10 protein-coding genes and 1 pseudogene are annotated in these 15,881 nt (G+C 37.8%); all 11 read right to left on the bottom strand.

Annotation, left to right across the window (positions count from 1 at the left end):
- Positions 1 to 163 precede the first annotated feature (163 nt).
- Entirely contained in the window at positions 164 to 454 is a 291-nt protein-coding gene (locus LZG94_RS17740; RefSeq protein WP_233793146.1) for a hypothetical protein, read from the bottom strand.
- Between the two features lie 53 nt (positions 455 to 507).
- Positions 508 to 2,283: a hypothetical protein gene (locus tag LZG94_RS17735; RefSeq protein ID WP_233793145.1), complete on the bottom strand. Its 1,776-nt coding sequence runs from the start codon at positions 2,281 to 2,283 to the stop codon at positions 508 to 510.
- Between the two features lie 97 nt (positions 2,284 to 2,380).
- Positions 2,381 to 3,403 carry a YhcG family protein gene (locus LZG94_RS17730; protein WP_233793144.1) on the bottom strand — a complete coding sequence of 341 codons (1,023 nt, stop codon included), beginning with the start codon at positions 3,401 to 3,403 and terminating at the stop codon, positions 2,381 to 2,383.
- A gap of 91 nt (positions 3,404 to 3,494) precedes the next feature.
- Positions 3,495 to 4,154: a hypothetical protein gene (locus LZG94_RS17725; RefSeq protein ID WP_233793143.1), complete on the bottom strand. Its 660-nt coding sequence runs from the start codon at positions 4,152 to 4,154 to the stop codon at positions 3,495 to 3,497.
- A 209-nt stretch (positions 4,155 to 4,363) separates the two neighbouring features.
- Entirely contained in the window at positions 4,364 to 4,978 is a 615-nt protein-coding gene (locus LZG94_RS17720) for an Abi-alpha family protein (RefSeq protein ID WP_233793142.1), read from the bottom strand.
- A complete protein-coding gene (locus LZG94_RS17715; protein ID WP_233793141.1) occupies positions 4,968 to 5,735 on the bottom strand; it encodes a TIR domain-containing protein in 768 nt (255 codons plus the stop codon). Before LZG94_RS17715 ends, LZG94_RS17720 begins: the two co-directional genes overlap by 11 nt.
- Before the next feature lie 35 nt (positions 5,736 to 5,770).
- Entirely contained in the window at positions 5,771 to 7,252 is a 1,482-nt protein-coding gene (locus LZG94_RS17710) for a hypothetical protein (protein ID WP_233793140.1), read from the bottom strand.
- Between the two features lie 18 nt (positions 7,253 to 7,270).
- Positions 7,271 to 10,012, bottom strand: coding sequence for an SIR2 family protein (locus LZG94_RS17705; protein ID WP_233793139.1), 2,742 nt, complete (start codon positions 10,010 to 10,012; stop codon positions 7,271 to 7,273).
- Positions 10,013 to 10,197: 185 nt separating this feature from the next.
- Positions 10,198 to 13,986, bottom strand: a complete 3,789-nt coding sequence (locus LZG94_RS17700) for an Eco57I restriction-modification methylase domain-containing protein (RefSeq protein WP_233793138.1) — start codon at positions 13,984 to 13,986, stop codon at positions 10,198 to 10,200.
- A 99-nt stretch (positions 13,987 to 14,085) separates the two neighbouring features.
- Entirely contained in the window at positions 14,086 to 14,658 is a 573-nt protein-coding gene (locus LZG94_RS17695; protein WP_233793137.1) for a recombinase family protein, read from the bottom strand.
- 1,023 nt (positions 14,659 to 15,681) lie between these two features.
- Positions 15,682 to 15,881: pseudogene (locus LZG94_RS17690) on the bottom strand (globin); the annotation flags it as partial.

Here is a 15,881-nt window from a genome sequence, read left to right as displayed (position 1 = left end):
GTATTTTAGAATCGGGCTACCCTCATTCGCGTCTGAAATTGCATTTTCATCTAGTCAGCATGCTGGCATTAACAAGTTTTAATTTTGTGATGGCAGTTGAGTCTTTACCATATAAATCATTTTTCGGTAGTAATATGATATGGCTAAAAACAACTATTTCCGTCTATTCCGCTTTCGAGCCATCAAAGAATATTTTTTGCGAAAGCTTAATATCTGGTATTTCAGTAGTTGCTACTAGCTTATAATCACCAAGACGGTTTGTAAACATCATCGTGTTGCCATCTTCCCCACCCTTCAAAAATCTATATATATCAATACCTGGCCCGTCAAATACTTGCTCAAATTGACCATTCTGAACCCCCTCACTTAATATCTTTAATAAATTGTTTTGAGCCGTTATCGCATGATTTTGATACCAATTCAATATATACACATGGTGTTGAAAGATCTCCATTTCACTTATGTTTTATAATTTACCCTATAAAGTAGCGATGTATAATTAACTACCTATCGATGAATAACAAGTTCGATCTTAGTCTGTAATATTGAATTTACCCATAAGGAAATAATGCAAAGCCTGCCTAAACAACTCTTGATCGGGGCGACTAGAAATTTTTTCTTTAAACAAAAAGACTGTGCAAAATGGAAAAATGACAGCCCGGTAATTACTTGTTGATTGTTCTGAGCATGAAGGTGATGGTCTGCATACCGGCGCAACAACAATTCGAAATAGTGAGGAGAGCGACGAAAAAGTTGGTTGAAATTTATTATCGTATCTATCGTGAGAATAACTACCGGATTAACATTAGAAATATTGACGCAAGGATCCGCACCAGATTGGAGATCTTCAATAAACCATTGATTTACAATATAGTTTAAAAATGGAGAATTAAATGTTTCATCATGTAAGACTAGAATTGGATAAAATTTTATCTTTTTAGGCTGAGTAATTTGGTCGAACTCTAAATTGTTGCTGTAAACCCTATTGATATTTGCAACAAGTTGACTAATTCCTGATGTTCGTAATTTTTTTTCTAGATCAGCCTCTATCTCACCGTAATCATAAGAAGCCTTGCTCTGAGCTGTGAGATAAGTATCTTTAGACTCAAACCAAAATACGTTATTTGAATCCCGCACGTAATAGTCTGGGGCTTGCTTAAACTCCTTACCATTACTATCACATAAAGCTTCACCAAACCGAATATTTGCCCCGGACCTAAATACACCACTCAATGCATTTACCAATATAACTTCTTCAGTAATTTTCTTCCCATATTCCCCTTTAAGTGCTTTAACCTTGAATGGTGGATCTTCAAGAGTCATATTAAGCTCGTTAAATTGAAAGTACCAGCTCTTGTAAATCTTGTCAACTACAAATAGAGGGTAAATGATCCTAAACTCACCACGAGTCACTTCATAAAATGGATTTGTACGTAAGAATCGAAAATCATCACTTTCACTCCCAGTTACAGTTGTGTAGTATTGAAAAATTCTTTCCATATGTTCAATGTCAGGATCATTTGGATCCAAATCGATTGTAACAGCGCCTTCGGAACGTTTTACACTTTCAAAAGCCATGTCGATGAAAAAAGAGTAGATCGGATAAATACTGTCAAGCATCAACTTCGCTAAAAGGGAACTAATCAATTGCTGGTATTTCTGATGACTACTTATATGGGAAAATAACCAGTACGCCTTAATGATCTGACATGTGAACGCCTTAGGTAAATTAACATTTGAAAATTCATAATCCGGTAAGGCGACAGTAAATTGCATTCTGATGAAACCTTCAATACCTGAATGAGGTACAGTTTTAATTGCATTCGTATGCTTGCTATCTAAAACTTCGTTTAAGTACAGGTATGCTTTCAACAAGGTAATTTCAAAGGCAGCACGGTCATGATCAGTAATTTCGTCGGGGCCCTCACAAAATTCAAGCGCCCAGTTGAATAATGTGAGACTTGTAATAGTATTGATAATTTGCAATTTGGTTGCAGAAGATCTCTGCAAGTCTGAAACTGTCTTCAATATGGGCAACTTTACTTCATTCGAGGTGTATCCAAAATAATTATCAAGAAAACTGATTGCATCTTGGTTAAATTTGGATGACTCATAGTCGAAGTATCCAGCAAAATGAGCAGATGCTTGCAGCACTGTTTTTTTTGGAAGCCCTACAATTAGCGCTTTGATATTTTGTTTATGGTCATTCTCAGATGGCAAATTAAGTGCTTCTGAGAATATGTCACTATATCTAAGGATCGGATTTACTCTTATAGTTGACATCTGTCAGTTCATTAATGAGAATTAAAATAACCAAGTACGAAATTTTATGATGTCATTTGCCACTTTCGAGATATTGATTTGCTAAAACCTCTCTTAATTATCTACGACTATCCTTATTTTCGCCTTGTTCTAATCGTTCTTCAATTTCCTCAATCGTCGGTAAAGTACTTTTGAGTTCATCAGGTAGCGCCTCAGATATTCTGTATTCGGAGATTCCAATTGGCTTGTTCACATCGCGCAATGCGTATTCCGCCATCAGTTTGTCGCGCTTTCGACAAATCAAAAGCCCAATTGTTGGATTGTCATGTTCGGTTCGCAGCTGATCATCAACAGCAGATAAATAGAAATTCAGTTTACCGACGAATTCTGGTTCGAATTCAACCGCTTTCAATTCAATGACCAAATATGCTCTGAGTTTCAAGTGATAAAACAACAGATCTATTGAAAATTCCCTGTCGGAAACCTCTATTGGATATTGTCGGCCGACAAAGGCAAAGCCCTTGCCCAGTTCTAGAAGAAACTTGGTAATGTGCTCAACCAGTCCATTTTCTAAATCACGTTCTTTGTAACCGTCAGCCAAAGTTAAGAAATCAAAAAGATATGGATCTTTGATCGATTGTTGCGCTAAATCAGATAATGGATCCGGAAGCGCTCTCGCAAAGTTTGAAACTGTATTTCCATGCCGTTCTGAATAATTGGATTCTATCTGCATGATCATGACATCACGAGACCAGCCCTGCTGAGCTGTTTCTGTAATGTAAAATAGGCGCTCGTCTGGGTCTTTTACTTTACTAAGTAAGGTTATATGATGGTACCAAGTCAATTTTGCAAGTGTGACTTGCAAAATTGACTCATCAGGATACGCCGCAGCGAACGACTTCATATATCGCAGGTTACGCGGCGACAAACTTTTCATGTTTGGAAACTCTGCCTTTAAGTCTGTTACTAAGCGCAATACAACTTTTTGTCCCCACCCTGCTTGCTGTTCTTGATCTAATATGATCTTACCAATTTTCCAATAAAGAGACAGCATTTCGACGTTAGCCGAAATCGTTGCTCTTAACCGAGCCTCTCGAATCTCTTTTTTAAGCTGCTCTAAGAGAGCTATGTAATCTGTCATAAGGAAATTCTTAATACATTATTCCATACAAAATCACATCCAAAATGTTACTGCCGACTATTGCTATATAGCACCAGAAGAAAAATAAAATCTAGGATCTTATGCTCTTATATGCTTGTGCCAATTCATTATAAAGCCACTTTTTATCTTTTCGGCAGGATGGATGAAAGAAATTAATGATGCTGATCCCTTCCCATGTTCCGATGCTAAATGTTCCGGACTCTGATTTTTTCATTTGGACATCAAACAACTGAATGGGATAATTGTCATATCGAAAACCGCAAACGATTAGCGTTGGAGCAATTTCACGAATTTGTTCTAGGAGCAGTGAACAACTTGCTCCAATGTAGCCCCAAATTGTTTTTGGGTTAGCATTTGCTCTACCGGCGGTCTTTTTTACGTTGATAAAAGCAATTGATTTTAATGCTTGTTCTCGGTGAACTTTCTCTATTGCATCATATGGTGTTGAAAAGTTGTTTTCGATACCATGTGCCCACTCACTTATTCTGACCGAAAATCCCAAATGCACATGATCCTCCCACCATATCCGATAGTCAGCTGCGTAAGTTTTTTTACTGTAGGAGTTAGGCAAGTTATGCTCCTTTGCGATAAAGAGGATTTTTTCTCTGCTCTCGCGAAATAACTCCTTGTTAACTATTCCATCTTTTATAAAAACGCCGTTATAGTCTGTAAGCTGGGTTTGCACTTCATACAATGTACGAAAACTGTCAAAAATTATATCGTCATTCATATTGAGGGCTGTTCATAACATTTAGCAATACATTTAAACTTCTTCTACCGGGTCCTCAAACGTTAACATTGAGATTGAATTATAGCCACCGCCTCCACCATCACACAAATGACGCTTAGCAACACATCTAGAATATATTGTGGATTACCAAATTCATTAGCCCAGTCATTGCAAGTTACACGTACAAAATTGTTTAGCAAATACTTGGTCTACCTAACACAGGCCCTAAGAAAATCTTTCCCAAACTTGCTAAGGAAATAATTATCCGTCTTCTTCCAGTTGACCTCTGTTGAGCCGTAGGTCATCTGGAAAAATTTTATTTCACCCTCTATCAGTGAAAGACGTTCCAGGTTGTTGATCTCGTGAAGTTCGAATTCAATCGTTTTATGAATACTTGCAGTGTTGATACCAGATTCAGGATGCTCATGTAAATGCCAAAGAAACCTTACCTCATTGGTCGAAAGGCTCTTCAATATGCTGGGATATACTACACTTATAGTCGTTGCAGCGCTATCCAAATAGTTAACAAGAAGATTTGCCCACATTTTTTGAAGCTCTTCCGACTCTTCTAAACCTATACCTTCCAATAAAGGCACCAAAGCTTTAAGATTGACCTGTCGAAGCGTCAAATTACTGTCGAAAACGATTTCTTTTACTTTTTCAAGAATTTCCACCTGATTCCTGAGGCGCCTAAATCGTAAAGTTTCTTGCACTAAGAGATTGAATTCAACTAATGATGGACCAAATAGATGTTTAGCAATTAATTCAGCTTTCTCAATGATATTCTTCAATTCATCAAAATCTTCATTCAACTTATTGAGCATTTCTTTTATCTATTAAAACTTGAACGGAAGATATAATGCTATCTCTATCCTCTTCCCATATCGAATGATTGACTTTTTCCGTCAGATTAAAAAATGTTTCAAATTCCTCTTTGAGGCTATTTAATTTACCTTTTTCATCAAGAGTCATTCCTTGTGACAAAGGTATAACCCCCTTTATTTGAGCATAGGTAAAGGGTGGAATCAAAATCGGAATATGCTTTTTTGTTGTTATCCAGGCAGCACCCATTTCACATAAACAAACAGGGCTATTGTAAAAGTGTTCTGAGAGAACAAAGAGCACTAGAACATCATTATTCAGCTCTTTTTTCAAAACATCTAAAAAATTTTCACCTAATGAAACTCCATAGCCTGGAAAAGAAGAACAAAAAATTCTATTCGTATTAACACCCGCCGCCCGGATTATATCAATAATTTTTTTTACGATGTCTTTATCGGAACTTGAGTGACTAATGAATATTTTTCTTTCCGGGAAGTTTTTGAGTTGATCTGTGGGCATATTGCTAATTTCAGGTTCGCTTGGAATATCAACTAGAAATTCCCTAGCAAGTTCAAAGAGCCTATCTTCTGGAAGTTTGGAAATTACTTCCCTTGTTAAATCTCTTTTACTTAAGGTACTTTGGTTATCGTATTCAAACCCATACTGATCAAATAACTCCTTAAGGATTGGCCAGGTATAGCTTCCGGAAATTGTAGTTGAGAGAGCACTAAGTAAGGCGACGTGATCTTTTGGTTTCATTTAATCCCTTTTAAAACAAATAACTTTTGAAGCCTTCAGATATAAAAACGGAAAGACGTCGGCATTTTTACTTCTTTCTTTACACTCAACTCGGCCATAATTCCTCCTACCTGTCTAGAAAAAAATAAGGTAACTGGGTTCCCTCCGGTGATACTAGATGTGTTCCAATTCATACGGGCAAGTGCCAAAATGTCCTCAGCAGCTTTTACAGCATCAAAAGGTTCATTGCTCCGAATTTCTATCGGTCTCGGAATATGCGCACCTGGATAGGTTCCCAATTCCTGAATGAATCCTGTATTAAACAAAAAATAGCTCGATCCGTTCACGACGCAAAGCGTTCCTCGATCAACAGGATACTTCCCATGCTTAACCAACCGGAAAGTTGTTGGCTGCAGATTAATTAACTCAACAATTGGAATACTACTAAATGCAGAACGAAAACCCATCTCTTCCTCCTGATTAAACAAAGATGTCTTATGAAGAACAATACGTTGTGGTGGCACGCCTGTCCTGAAGGCATATTCTTCAATAATTGAATTTCCTAATTCAAAAGCTTGCTGCTGAGATAGGTGAACAGTTTTGTTGAAGCGTGGGTTATAGGGAACATCTCCACCCCGTAGCGCAAAACCTTCCCCATCAGAGGAAAAGCCCTGAGCAATACAAGACTTAACAACTTGTCTAATATTTGTTTTTAAGTGATGAAATGTAATACCAACAAAGCAGGTTTCAAGTTCATCGCTTCGTAAGCGCCAAGGGATGCCTCCTGCCTTATAGTATAAAGCCACAGAGCTATGCCATGCACGAGTTGCAGCATCTTGATTGTCAGCTAGATCTAAAAAAAGGCGATCACGTCCTATTTGAATGGGTACATTAGCTAAGATTGCTTTGGCTTTCAAGGCTCTTCTAAAATCTCGGTATAATAAGTCTTCCTCAGTATCCTCAATAGGTTCATCGAACAAAGACAACTGTTTACCCGGTGCAACTAATTTTTTTAAACTTGCTTTCTGAGCCTTCGTTATATTTTTCTCAACATGATGACAAGCTTCCAAAACTGATTCAGGTAAACAGCAGATAATCACATTTGGTCTGCTTATTTCCAGAGTCATCAACCGATCAATTCCTTGCACATACAAATCAAGAACTGTTTCAAAGCGAGTAATATCTTCTTTAATAATTAACGCACTTTCAAGATTTTCATCCGGAATGACATAGGTCCAATGCGAATTTGTATTTAAAGTAGCTCGGAAGATCGCTTCAAAGCCTAAAAAATCCGGATACTGTTGTATATTCTTCATCGTTGTAGGGATCATTCCTTGACAACGTTCAAGCCATCCTACTGCCTTAATTGTCATGCTACGAGTACCTACAAGACCTACACGTACATCTTTTAATTGAGCTGGACCAAAACGCATATCAAACGGCCCGGCTTGAGTAAGCCCATTCTTGGGATCTGGAAAAGCAGCTGTTCCTCCAAATTCCAGTTCTGTTGGTTTGATCTCAATAAGTTGAATATCCATGTACGATATTTTTTGACATTATACTTCGTCGTTCCACTCGTCAATATCCTCTACAATACCTTGTCGCTGCTTTTCTGCTAAATGAGCTAGTTCAGAATCGATATCACTATCGTCTTGTTCTTCATCTACCTCGTACTCTTCACTTTCATAATTTTCGAAATTGTTCATCTGTGCACCACTAAAATCTGCCGCTAAAACAATGTTATCGCCTAGTCCATCTGTATTTGATGACCGCAACGTAAAGTGATCAGTTTCACCAATTGACAACATACGCAGCCAGAAAGTAAGGTCATTTAAGACACTAGCATTATAATCCCTTGACATTTTTTTCGTCGCCAAGGATCCAACACGCGTTGATGCTAACAAATCCTTTTCGCCATTAAGTGTAAATACATAAGTCGGTTCGATTATTACCGCCCACACATCGGCAAAATTCCTTATTGAATAATGAAAGGCCTTATGCTCCCAATACTTTATTTTTTCTTTATTGGCTGAAAAACGTGGCCTAGCAACAGTTCGTTTAGCCTTCTTAAATCTCGCCTGATAAGCGATAATACGTTCCCCATCTTCTTTTTTTGGAAAATATGCCCTCTTTTTTTGTATATCTACGATTAGACCAACCCGGTGAAAATGACTTTTCAGACTATCGTTAAGTAAGCGAACAAAACGTTTTTCCCCTTCAGAACCGCCAAGATATTCGTCAATCGAAATTGAATTTATACTTTTCACATCTACTAAGTTACGTAGAGTATTGTAGCCTATATTAAGATTAGTTAAGGTATACAATTCCTTTTCATATAGTTCAAATGGAGGGAAAAATATACCTGGGTAGTCAGAAAATATTGCATTTCTACTTCTGTAAGACGTGTCAGCGAAAGTAACAAGTTCAGGAAGACGTTTAAACTCCAGGATATTAGAAGAGTATTTTGTTGTAACTACTGTAAAGGGAATAGCTGTACGAGTAATTTCGTCAACAGCCTCTGGGCGGCATTCCAAAACAACAGTAAAATCAGTGTTCGCTAAATTAGGCTCAAAGTCAACTCGCCCGCCGTTTTGCCGCACTCGTTCTACAACATCGAATAAACCTGATCCTCGTTTGTCCATTGCCCCTGCACCATAAAATAAGTCAGCTAAGACAGGATTGCGATAACCCTTAATTCCTCTTCTGCCTCTTCTGATTTCTTCGATCATACCCTCGTCTTCAAAAAAATGACGAACTTCTTCGGTAAGACCGCCTGGATTTTTAATGGAAATCATACTGGGGCGAACTTCGATGAGATTTGGCGCATCTAACTCGTAATCCCTATGAACTAACGAGTTAACAATAACTTCTTTTAGAGCAATTGGATCGTATGGAGTAACATCTACTGACTCTGATTCCTTTAAACGAAATGGGCGATTAACCATGATCAATGCATCATTAATTGCGTTTAGCTGATCCCATAAATTACCTGAAACTTCATATTCCATAAAATCCTCATTTATGGAGTCATCGCTCAAAGTTTTGCAAAGCCAATCTTTTGGCCCAGAAAATCGAATAATCGTTTTGGCAGACTGAATTTGTTTTTGTGGAACTTTACTAAACAGAAGAAGCCCTGCATTAGTGGTGTATATGTTCCCATCTGTTCCTTTTCGAAGGAGATTAAGTAATAACAATTGACTGACAAGCCAAGAATCGTCAATTCTAGTAGGAACGTCAATATTTAGCCGTTCACAATACTTAGGAATTCTTATTCGTAAAAGAGTCTGATCTAGGTCCGCATCTTCATTAATCTTGGCATTTTTTAAATCAAAATTTGTTAAAACAGGTTGTGGTCGGTTGTTGAAAGGAATACTCCGGTCATAGTCTATTTTAACTTTTTCTTCCTCAATATGAGACCAAATAACTTTATCGAATAAACTGTCAAAGCTTTCAATCTCAACAAATTCAAAATTATTACCTACCTCACCAACCAATGCCTTAACATAATCAGACGCATCTTCTGGTCGCTCTCCGGGGCGCAAACACCAATAAATACCATTTTTATATTGATTTGCCCGCTTAGCGTTGTCAAGTAAAAGATGTTCCATAACAGAAGGCTCTGCACCACGATATCCAACGACAATCAAAGGATGATCCTTCAGCAAAGGAACGAGTGCTTCGACAAGATCATCGTCCATGCGCTTTATCTCATCAATTACGTTTTTATCAGAGTAATTATTGACATCGCCATGCAGAAAGACAGAAACAGGAAAACCGGGAGTCGCGGTAATTTTAACATATTCTGGGGAAGTGCGGACATAGTCTATCATTGCCGGCCGATTTATTTCGTTCCTCGCCTTATTTATACATTCATCGAAGTTGGTGGTCAAGACCGTGTCTATTTTCCCAAGGTGCATCAACTCTACCAACCGTAGATATCCTATACTCGGCCTAACATCTGGATTTAGAATTTTTACCCAAAACTCCTTTCGGGCCTTTTGTGGTTTCAGCAGATTCTCCACCGCATAAGGAAATAAATCGGCCAAAGGAACATCCTTTCTGAACCAATTTTGTGTCTGTTCAAGCCAGGGATACCAATCACTTCGCGTAATCCTCGGGTCGTCAGAATTTTTACCATTTTCCCGAGCATATGCCCACTTCGCCGCCTTACTCACAACTTCACCAGCCAAAGGGATACCGGCTGTGACAGACGCTCCAGCTCCCAGCAAGAAAACTGGTTTGGGTGTCTCCTTTAACAGTGTTGCAATGATAGCGGCATTTTTTATCGAGACAGCCATATTTTAGGTATATTAGATCTATCCACTACCTTGATAACTCTAGGTGAAAGATCAACAAGAAAGAAGCTACAAATAGTAAAGATATATGTTGTAATGCCAAGCCTTATTTAAATATTTTGTACTAATCAAGCATATCTATAATCTTCATATCTAGGAGATACATAAACCTGGTAATGCATGGTTCGTTAAAATGGAACGCTCGCTCTCTCTACAATTTCTATCTCTTCAACTGAAAGGTTATAAAGCGCATAAATAAAGAGATCAATTTCTGACTCCAAGAGTGATGTATCTCTCAACGGAGAATTTTGCTTAGACTCCAATATGATAGTTACCAACCGTATAATGCGATCATTTCTCCTTAGTGCATCAGACAATGGCAAGTTTAGTATGTACGGACTCTGCAGTGCTAGCGCACCTCGCAAAACATTGGCTGTATTTTTTAAATAAAACCAAACAAGTTTACTGTTCAAGAATCCGAGTAGAGCTAAGTCATCGCAGGTAATAAAAAAAAGCTTGTTATTTGAAAAAAGACCCGTACTATCATATGCAAACGTAGAGTACGACGCAATTTCTTGATAAAATATTTTTGGTTTTTCAAACTCAGCATGATAGTCAACCGCATCTTGTATTTCATACCATTTATATGTACCTTCCTTCCTACCTTTCCAGTCATTACCAACCCAATTCTTGGGCATTGGTTCTAAACTTGATCGGAATTTTTCGAGATGCTTTTGCACTGCTGGATATCTATTGTTATCAATGCCACGTCTTACAAATAGCAACCACTTATCGTGGACTGGATTGCAATATCGTCTAATATCCCTTCCTGACAAAAATGGCTTAATTATCTCTTCACTTTTCGGATCTGCTGCAATTAGACTATTCTTAGTTTCTAAATCTATAACAAAAGCGTCATTTAGGCCAGTTAAAACTCCTCGATATATATCTTGATTGATATATTTTACCAAGGGCTTGCCTACACTCTTTATCTTATTTATCACTTGCTGTGATTCGAAGTCTACTAAATTCCAACTCTCATCTGTCAAACTTTCAGCGCTTACATTAAACCAGCGATTTCTTAGATAAAAATCAATCCCGTTTGGGAAGGCCAAGGTATCCACGATTGCAGCATTCAAACTATTAACTTCGCTATATTCCCTTTTCATAAGCCACACACTCGGGTAAGTTGTTGCTTCATCAAATACTGGCAAATCACCAAAATCAATCATTTTGACCGTTTTCAATTTACCCGCAAATTTTCTTAAAGCCCCACCATAACCACCTTTCATCCACTTGTTAGGAAGTATGTAGCAAAAGTACCCCCCATCATTTAATATGTTTAAGCCTCGCTCTACAAAAAACACATACAAATCCGCTGTACCGGCGTAAGTTTGATAATTGCTTCTTAAATATGGCTTTTGATCAATAATTTGTTCCTGACGGACATATGGTGGGTTACCAATTACGGCATCAAATCCTAGAAAATCTCCCTCATCATTTAGAACATCTGGGAACTCGAACCGCCATTCAAATGCATTTACGTAAATTTTGTTACTTCTTATTTCTTCAATTTGAGATGTATATCTCTCTATTTGTTGTTCTATGGCTTTCTTGTCTTTCTGCTGTGCCTTGGTCAACCTGATTGTAAAGAGCTGATCGTCTAAGTACTTAGTATTTAATGCCTTAGTAAATTTTATTAATTCCTTTTGTTCCTTGCTACTACGGCTTATCTCCGTACGTAAATTGCCTTTTATGTTTTCAATTAACCTTTCCATTTCCCGCTTTTCCTCTTTGCTTTGAGCATTTCGGTAAGTACGGACGGCTTCTTTATAGTTCTCGATCGACCACTTACTTTTCCTTAGTGCTTGTCCTAAATCGGCGTCAAGGGCAAAGCGACTAATCAGGCTATTACCGCATTTAATATTAATATCAATATTGGGAAGCGTTTCTAATTCAGTAAACTGGCTATCCGATTTGTAGTACGCATTTTTGAGCAGTTCTATCCATAAACGCAAGCGGCATATTTTAACCGAATTGGGGTTTACATCTACACCAAAAAGACAATTTTCAATAATGGTCTGTTTTTCATGAAAAAGTGTTTCTTGTATACGCTGACTTTCTCTATTATGGGGTTTATATTCAAATGCATCACCTTCGTCATTAGCAATGGTCAGTTCATCATTTTCAACTTCGATATGATAACCTCTCAATACTAATCCTTCTTTATCCTGTAATACTTTAAGTCGGCTCTTAATAAAAAGGATTTCATTAAGTGCTGAAACAAGAAAATGTCCAGATTCAACAGCAGGATCACAAATTCGGATGCTGTTAATCACTTCGTTGACTTCGTTTTTAGATATCCGTTCACCTATAACATTATAAATGTCATCTAAGCTCTGAAGCGGTTCATTTTTTACCCTATCAATTTTTAGTAGCCGCTCATTGATTTTATGGATAACAGTTCGTTGTATAGTTTCCCGACACATATACATTGTTATGAACCCAGGAGTAAAAAAAGACCCGTCTTTATAGCCATTTATTTTCTCGAAGATCAATCCTAAAACAGAGGCATTGATAAGAGTTTTGTTTTGCTCCTGAATGTCTTCACTACCCTCACTACTGAAATCATACGATTCTAAAAAAGCAAATAAGTATTCCAAAGTATTTAAATATCCTGTTCGTTTCCTACCAAAATTGTCTTTTAAAACGGTACTAGAAACGATTGGGAGCGACCGGTCATCACTCAAGTTGCTAACAACCACAGACTGATTTTCAAGTATAGTCAACTCGAAAAGTGAGCTATTTAGATAAGGAACTTTTCGAAACACTGTTTTTACCTCCTCGATTCTGTTATCTTGATGGCGAGCCAGTACGGAAAAAAAAAGACGATTAAGATCGTCAAAGTTTTTAACCATTTTGAAATTCAAAAAAGCATAAGACTCATCATCTTTATGGTAACTTATCAACTGCGCCTCAAGCAATTTTAAAAACAATATCCGATTTATCCAGGTAATTACTAGCTCGAGCCCAATGTTGAATAGTCGCTCTTCATAATTCGAACCAAAGATGCCGGGATTTTCTAAACGATTAACCTTGTCCAGACTATCAAGTTGGTTGATGGTATTTTCGAGCAGAGACCCATTATTTCGACACTCCAATGTGGGTCTTTGAATTATCTTTTTGCCCTTTTCCTTGACTTCTGTCAAACCAATTATATGGAGTAACTCAGAGTAAAAGGACCTGTCTAAACTATTGCTATCATTGGCAAAAGGCTGTTTTAAAAGGTGGTGGGGAGACAATATTTTAAAAAGAGCTATCAGATCCCTATCATCTTTTTTGTCTTCATTTAGTAAGACTTTTTTGTATTCTCGGATATCAAAATGCGTTACAGGAATCTCACTTTCGATAAGAGGTAGGATTTTACTAACCTCTTCATAGAAAAATGGTGTATCCTTTTTGTCCCCACGATAGGTTTCATACAATCTCTTAATTTTAGCATTACGGTAGATCACACGGTCAAAATGATTTGCATCTATAATAAACCAATCGTACACGTTAGTAATTACTAACTGCTTAAGTTCATTATTTCCGGCTTTGTAACGTTCATTCAGATAATACAAGATAAGTTCATGCAGGGATTTTGTGTTGAATTTTTCCGCGGAAAACATTTCACTTTTATTACCTGGCCGCTTGGCTTCAATAATGACTCCAACGTTATCCTTGCTTGTTTTTCCTAAGTGTATGACAAGATCTTTACTGTCCTTGGTATTAATTTCATGATTTTCTTTATAAAATGTATCTCGTAAAAAATCACGTATATGATTCTTTTGGTTTTCTTCACGCTCTATCTCATCAATTTTACCTAATAGCCTAATTAAGTTGAATTTAAATATATCAATATCCTTTCGTAAAGGTCTTTGCTTTAAAAATGCCTTATTTAAGCTCTGCTTCGGCTTTTCTGGTCTAAATATCATTTACTAATATAATAGGGATAACCAAGCCAATTTACAATTAAACTAGCTTTTAAAATACTACATATAAATTGGTCCGCAAGTCCGCAAGCATCTTTACCGTCACTCTTTTTCGAATTTTACTCTTGCCCAACCCTCAATTTCAAGCCCCTCATGCCTCAAATAGTTGTAGAGCGTGGTCTTACTCCCGATTTTTAGTTGCTTGCAAATTTCCGTTGTGGTATATTTTTTACTTAAATATAATGTGGTAGCCAAACTGGCAAGCTCCTTTGATTTTTTAGTTAGCCCTTTTGGACGACCACCAACCCTACCCCGCGCCCGGGCGGCTTCCATACCAGCCAAAGTCCGCTCCATCAGAATTTCACGTTCATTCTCCGCAAAGACAGAACTGAGCATATACCAAAGGCGGCCCATTTTGGTAGAAGTGTCAATCCCTTCAGAAATACTCCGAAAGTCCACGCCCATTTCCTTCCATTCAACCATTAGCTTGTTTTCATTCAATTGAGCCCCTCCAAGTTTCTCAGACGGTTGAAGGTAGAACTTCTTATGCTTTTCAGCCCCTCCCCGTCTTTCGATCCGAAAAAAACCTGAGTTCTTGGTTTGAACCGCATCACTGTCAATGATCAAGAAGTGTTTTACAAGGCCAGACAAGGCAGCAGTTACAGGAAATTGCATATCGATTTTAACTGTTTATAGACAAAGGATTAAAAAGCTTACTATCATGAAAATGTGAGCAGAAGTAACAATTCTACCGCTGCGTGAGCCTTGGATAATCGGCTTCACTACCCATTCACGAACTTCACAACAATCTGTTACCTATTTGGATAACTCGTCGCTTAATTGATTATTTTTGCGCAAATTAGATCATTTCTGATCATTATTTATAAATGTGTTGAAATAATTTTTATCTAATTAGACTTGAAAAATTCGCATGTTTAGTTGTTGCCTTCTTTTTGTTGGTGGGCTGGTCACACGGCCAGGATTCGCTAGGATATCAGCTTCGCCTTTTGGTGCCCGTCATTGATCTTCCCCAGAACTGAGGCCTACCCTACCACTATCCTTCGATGACCCGAGCTCTGGAGTTTTCTGCCGACTTCTACGAGCTTGGTTATATGGGCATTGAAAAACTCGGAAACAGCTTAAGTACCAATTAACGTATATCGAGGTTAAATTTTTACAGATCACATTCCGTCATTTCTGGCCATCAGAGAGCAATATTGTATGCCGTAGCTTAGTGGCTTGAGAGAATATATAGCCTATGTGTTCCTGTGTATGTTCGGGCTAGACTGTCAAAATACAGTTTAACGTGTCAAGCTTTTGTTTTTTGAACCGGAAAACAACCCACAATTGCTGGAATGGAAACTTTGGTTATATTAACCAAATTACGTTTTAACCAGCGAATATTTACAGTTAAAATAATATAGACAATATCTATGAAGGTAGTACTTCTATTAACGGTGTTATGGCAATTAGTAGCTTATTCTGACGAAACCAAAAGAGCTTGTAACGAAAGGCTACCCCTTAACTCTTGACATGGCTTGATAGAAAAATTTGCACTGCAACACAAAGGAGATCTGCATCTGCCTGTTTGATAGTTCTGCAGATCAAGCTCACAGCCATCATCGCCTATTGTGGATCTGCGGTATCAGCGTTCCTGGGCCTGCATTTCAATAATACGATGTTGATTTGAGCCGGAGATTATAAAATCACACGGGATGGATCGCTTTGGTAGTACTTGATCTTATGTTCAAACATTTCCGCCATTTTCTGCGCCCTGAACTTTGCTTCCTGGGCTTTCTCGCCGACAAACAGTTCATCAATGGTCCCGACAAATAAATCCATCCATTTTTCAAAATGCGTGTGGTCAACCTGTAACATGGCATGCGGCGTAAACGGGC

It is taken from the genome of Dyadobacter sp. CY343 (assembly GCF_021390335.1).
Taxonomy (GTDB): domain Bacteria; phylum Bacteroidota; class Bacteroidia; order Cytophagales; family Spirosomataceae; genus Dyadobacter.
Note: the sequence above shows the minus strand (reverse complement) of the source record. Positions and strands in the feature narration are given on the sequence as shown.

Excerpts from the sequence above, each read along its gene's own strand:
- LZG94_RS17740 (WP_233793146.1), bottom strand. The coding sequence starts at position 454 with ATGGAGATCTTTCAACACCATGTGTATATATTGAATTGGTATCAAAAT.
- LZG94_RS17735 (WP_233793145.1), bottom strand. The coding sequence starts at position 2,283 with ATGTCAACTATAAGAGTAAATCCGATCCTTAGATATAGTGACATATTC.
- LZG94_RS17730 (WP_233793144.1), bottom strand. The coding sequence starts at position 3,403 with ATGACAGATTACATAGCTCTCTTAGAGCAGCTTAAAAAAGAGATTCGA.
- LZG94_RS17725 (WP_233793143.1), bottom strand. The coding sequence starts at position 4,154 with ATGAATGACGATATAATTTTTGACAGTTTTCGTACATTGTATGAAGTG.
- LZG94_RS17720 (WP_233793142.1), bottom strand. The coding sequence starts at position 4,978 with ATGCTCAATAAGTTGAATGAAGATTTTGATGAATTGAAGAATATCATT.
- LZG94_RS17715 (WP_233793141.1), bottom strand. The coding sequence starts at position 5,735 with ATGAAACCAAAAGATCACGTCGCCTTACTTAGTGCTCTCTCAACTACA.
- LZG94_RS17710 (WP_233793140.1), bottom strand. The coding sequence starts at position 7,252 with ATGGATATTCAACTTATTGAGATCAAACCAACAGAACTGGAATTTGGA.
- LZG94_RS17705 (WP_233793139.1), bottom strand. The coding sequence starts at position 10,012 with ATGGCTGTCTCGATAAAAAATGCCGCTATCATTGCAACACTGTTAAAG.
- LZG94_RS17700 (WP_233793138.1), bottom strand. The coding sequence starts at position 13,986 with ATGATATTTAGACCAGAAAAGCCGAAGCAGAGCTTAAATAAGGCATTT.
- LZG94_RS17695 (WP_233793137.1), bottom strand. The coding sequence starts at position 14,658 with ATGCAATTTCCTGTAACTGCTGCCTTGTCTGGCCTTGTAAAACACTTC.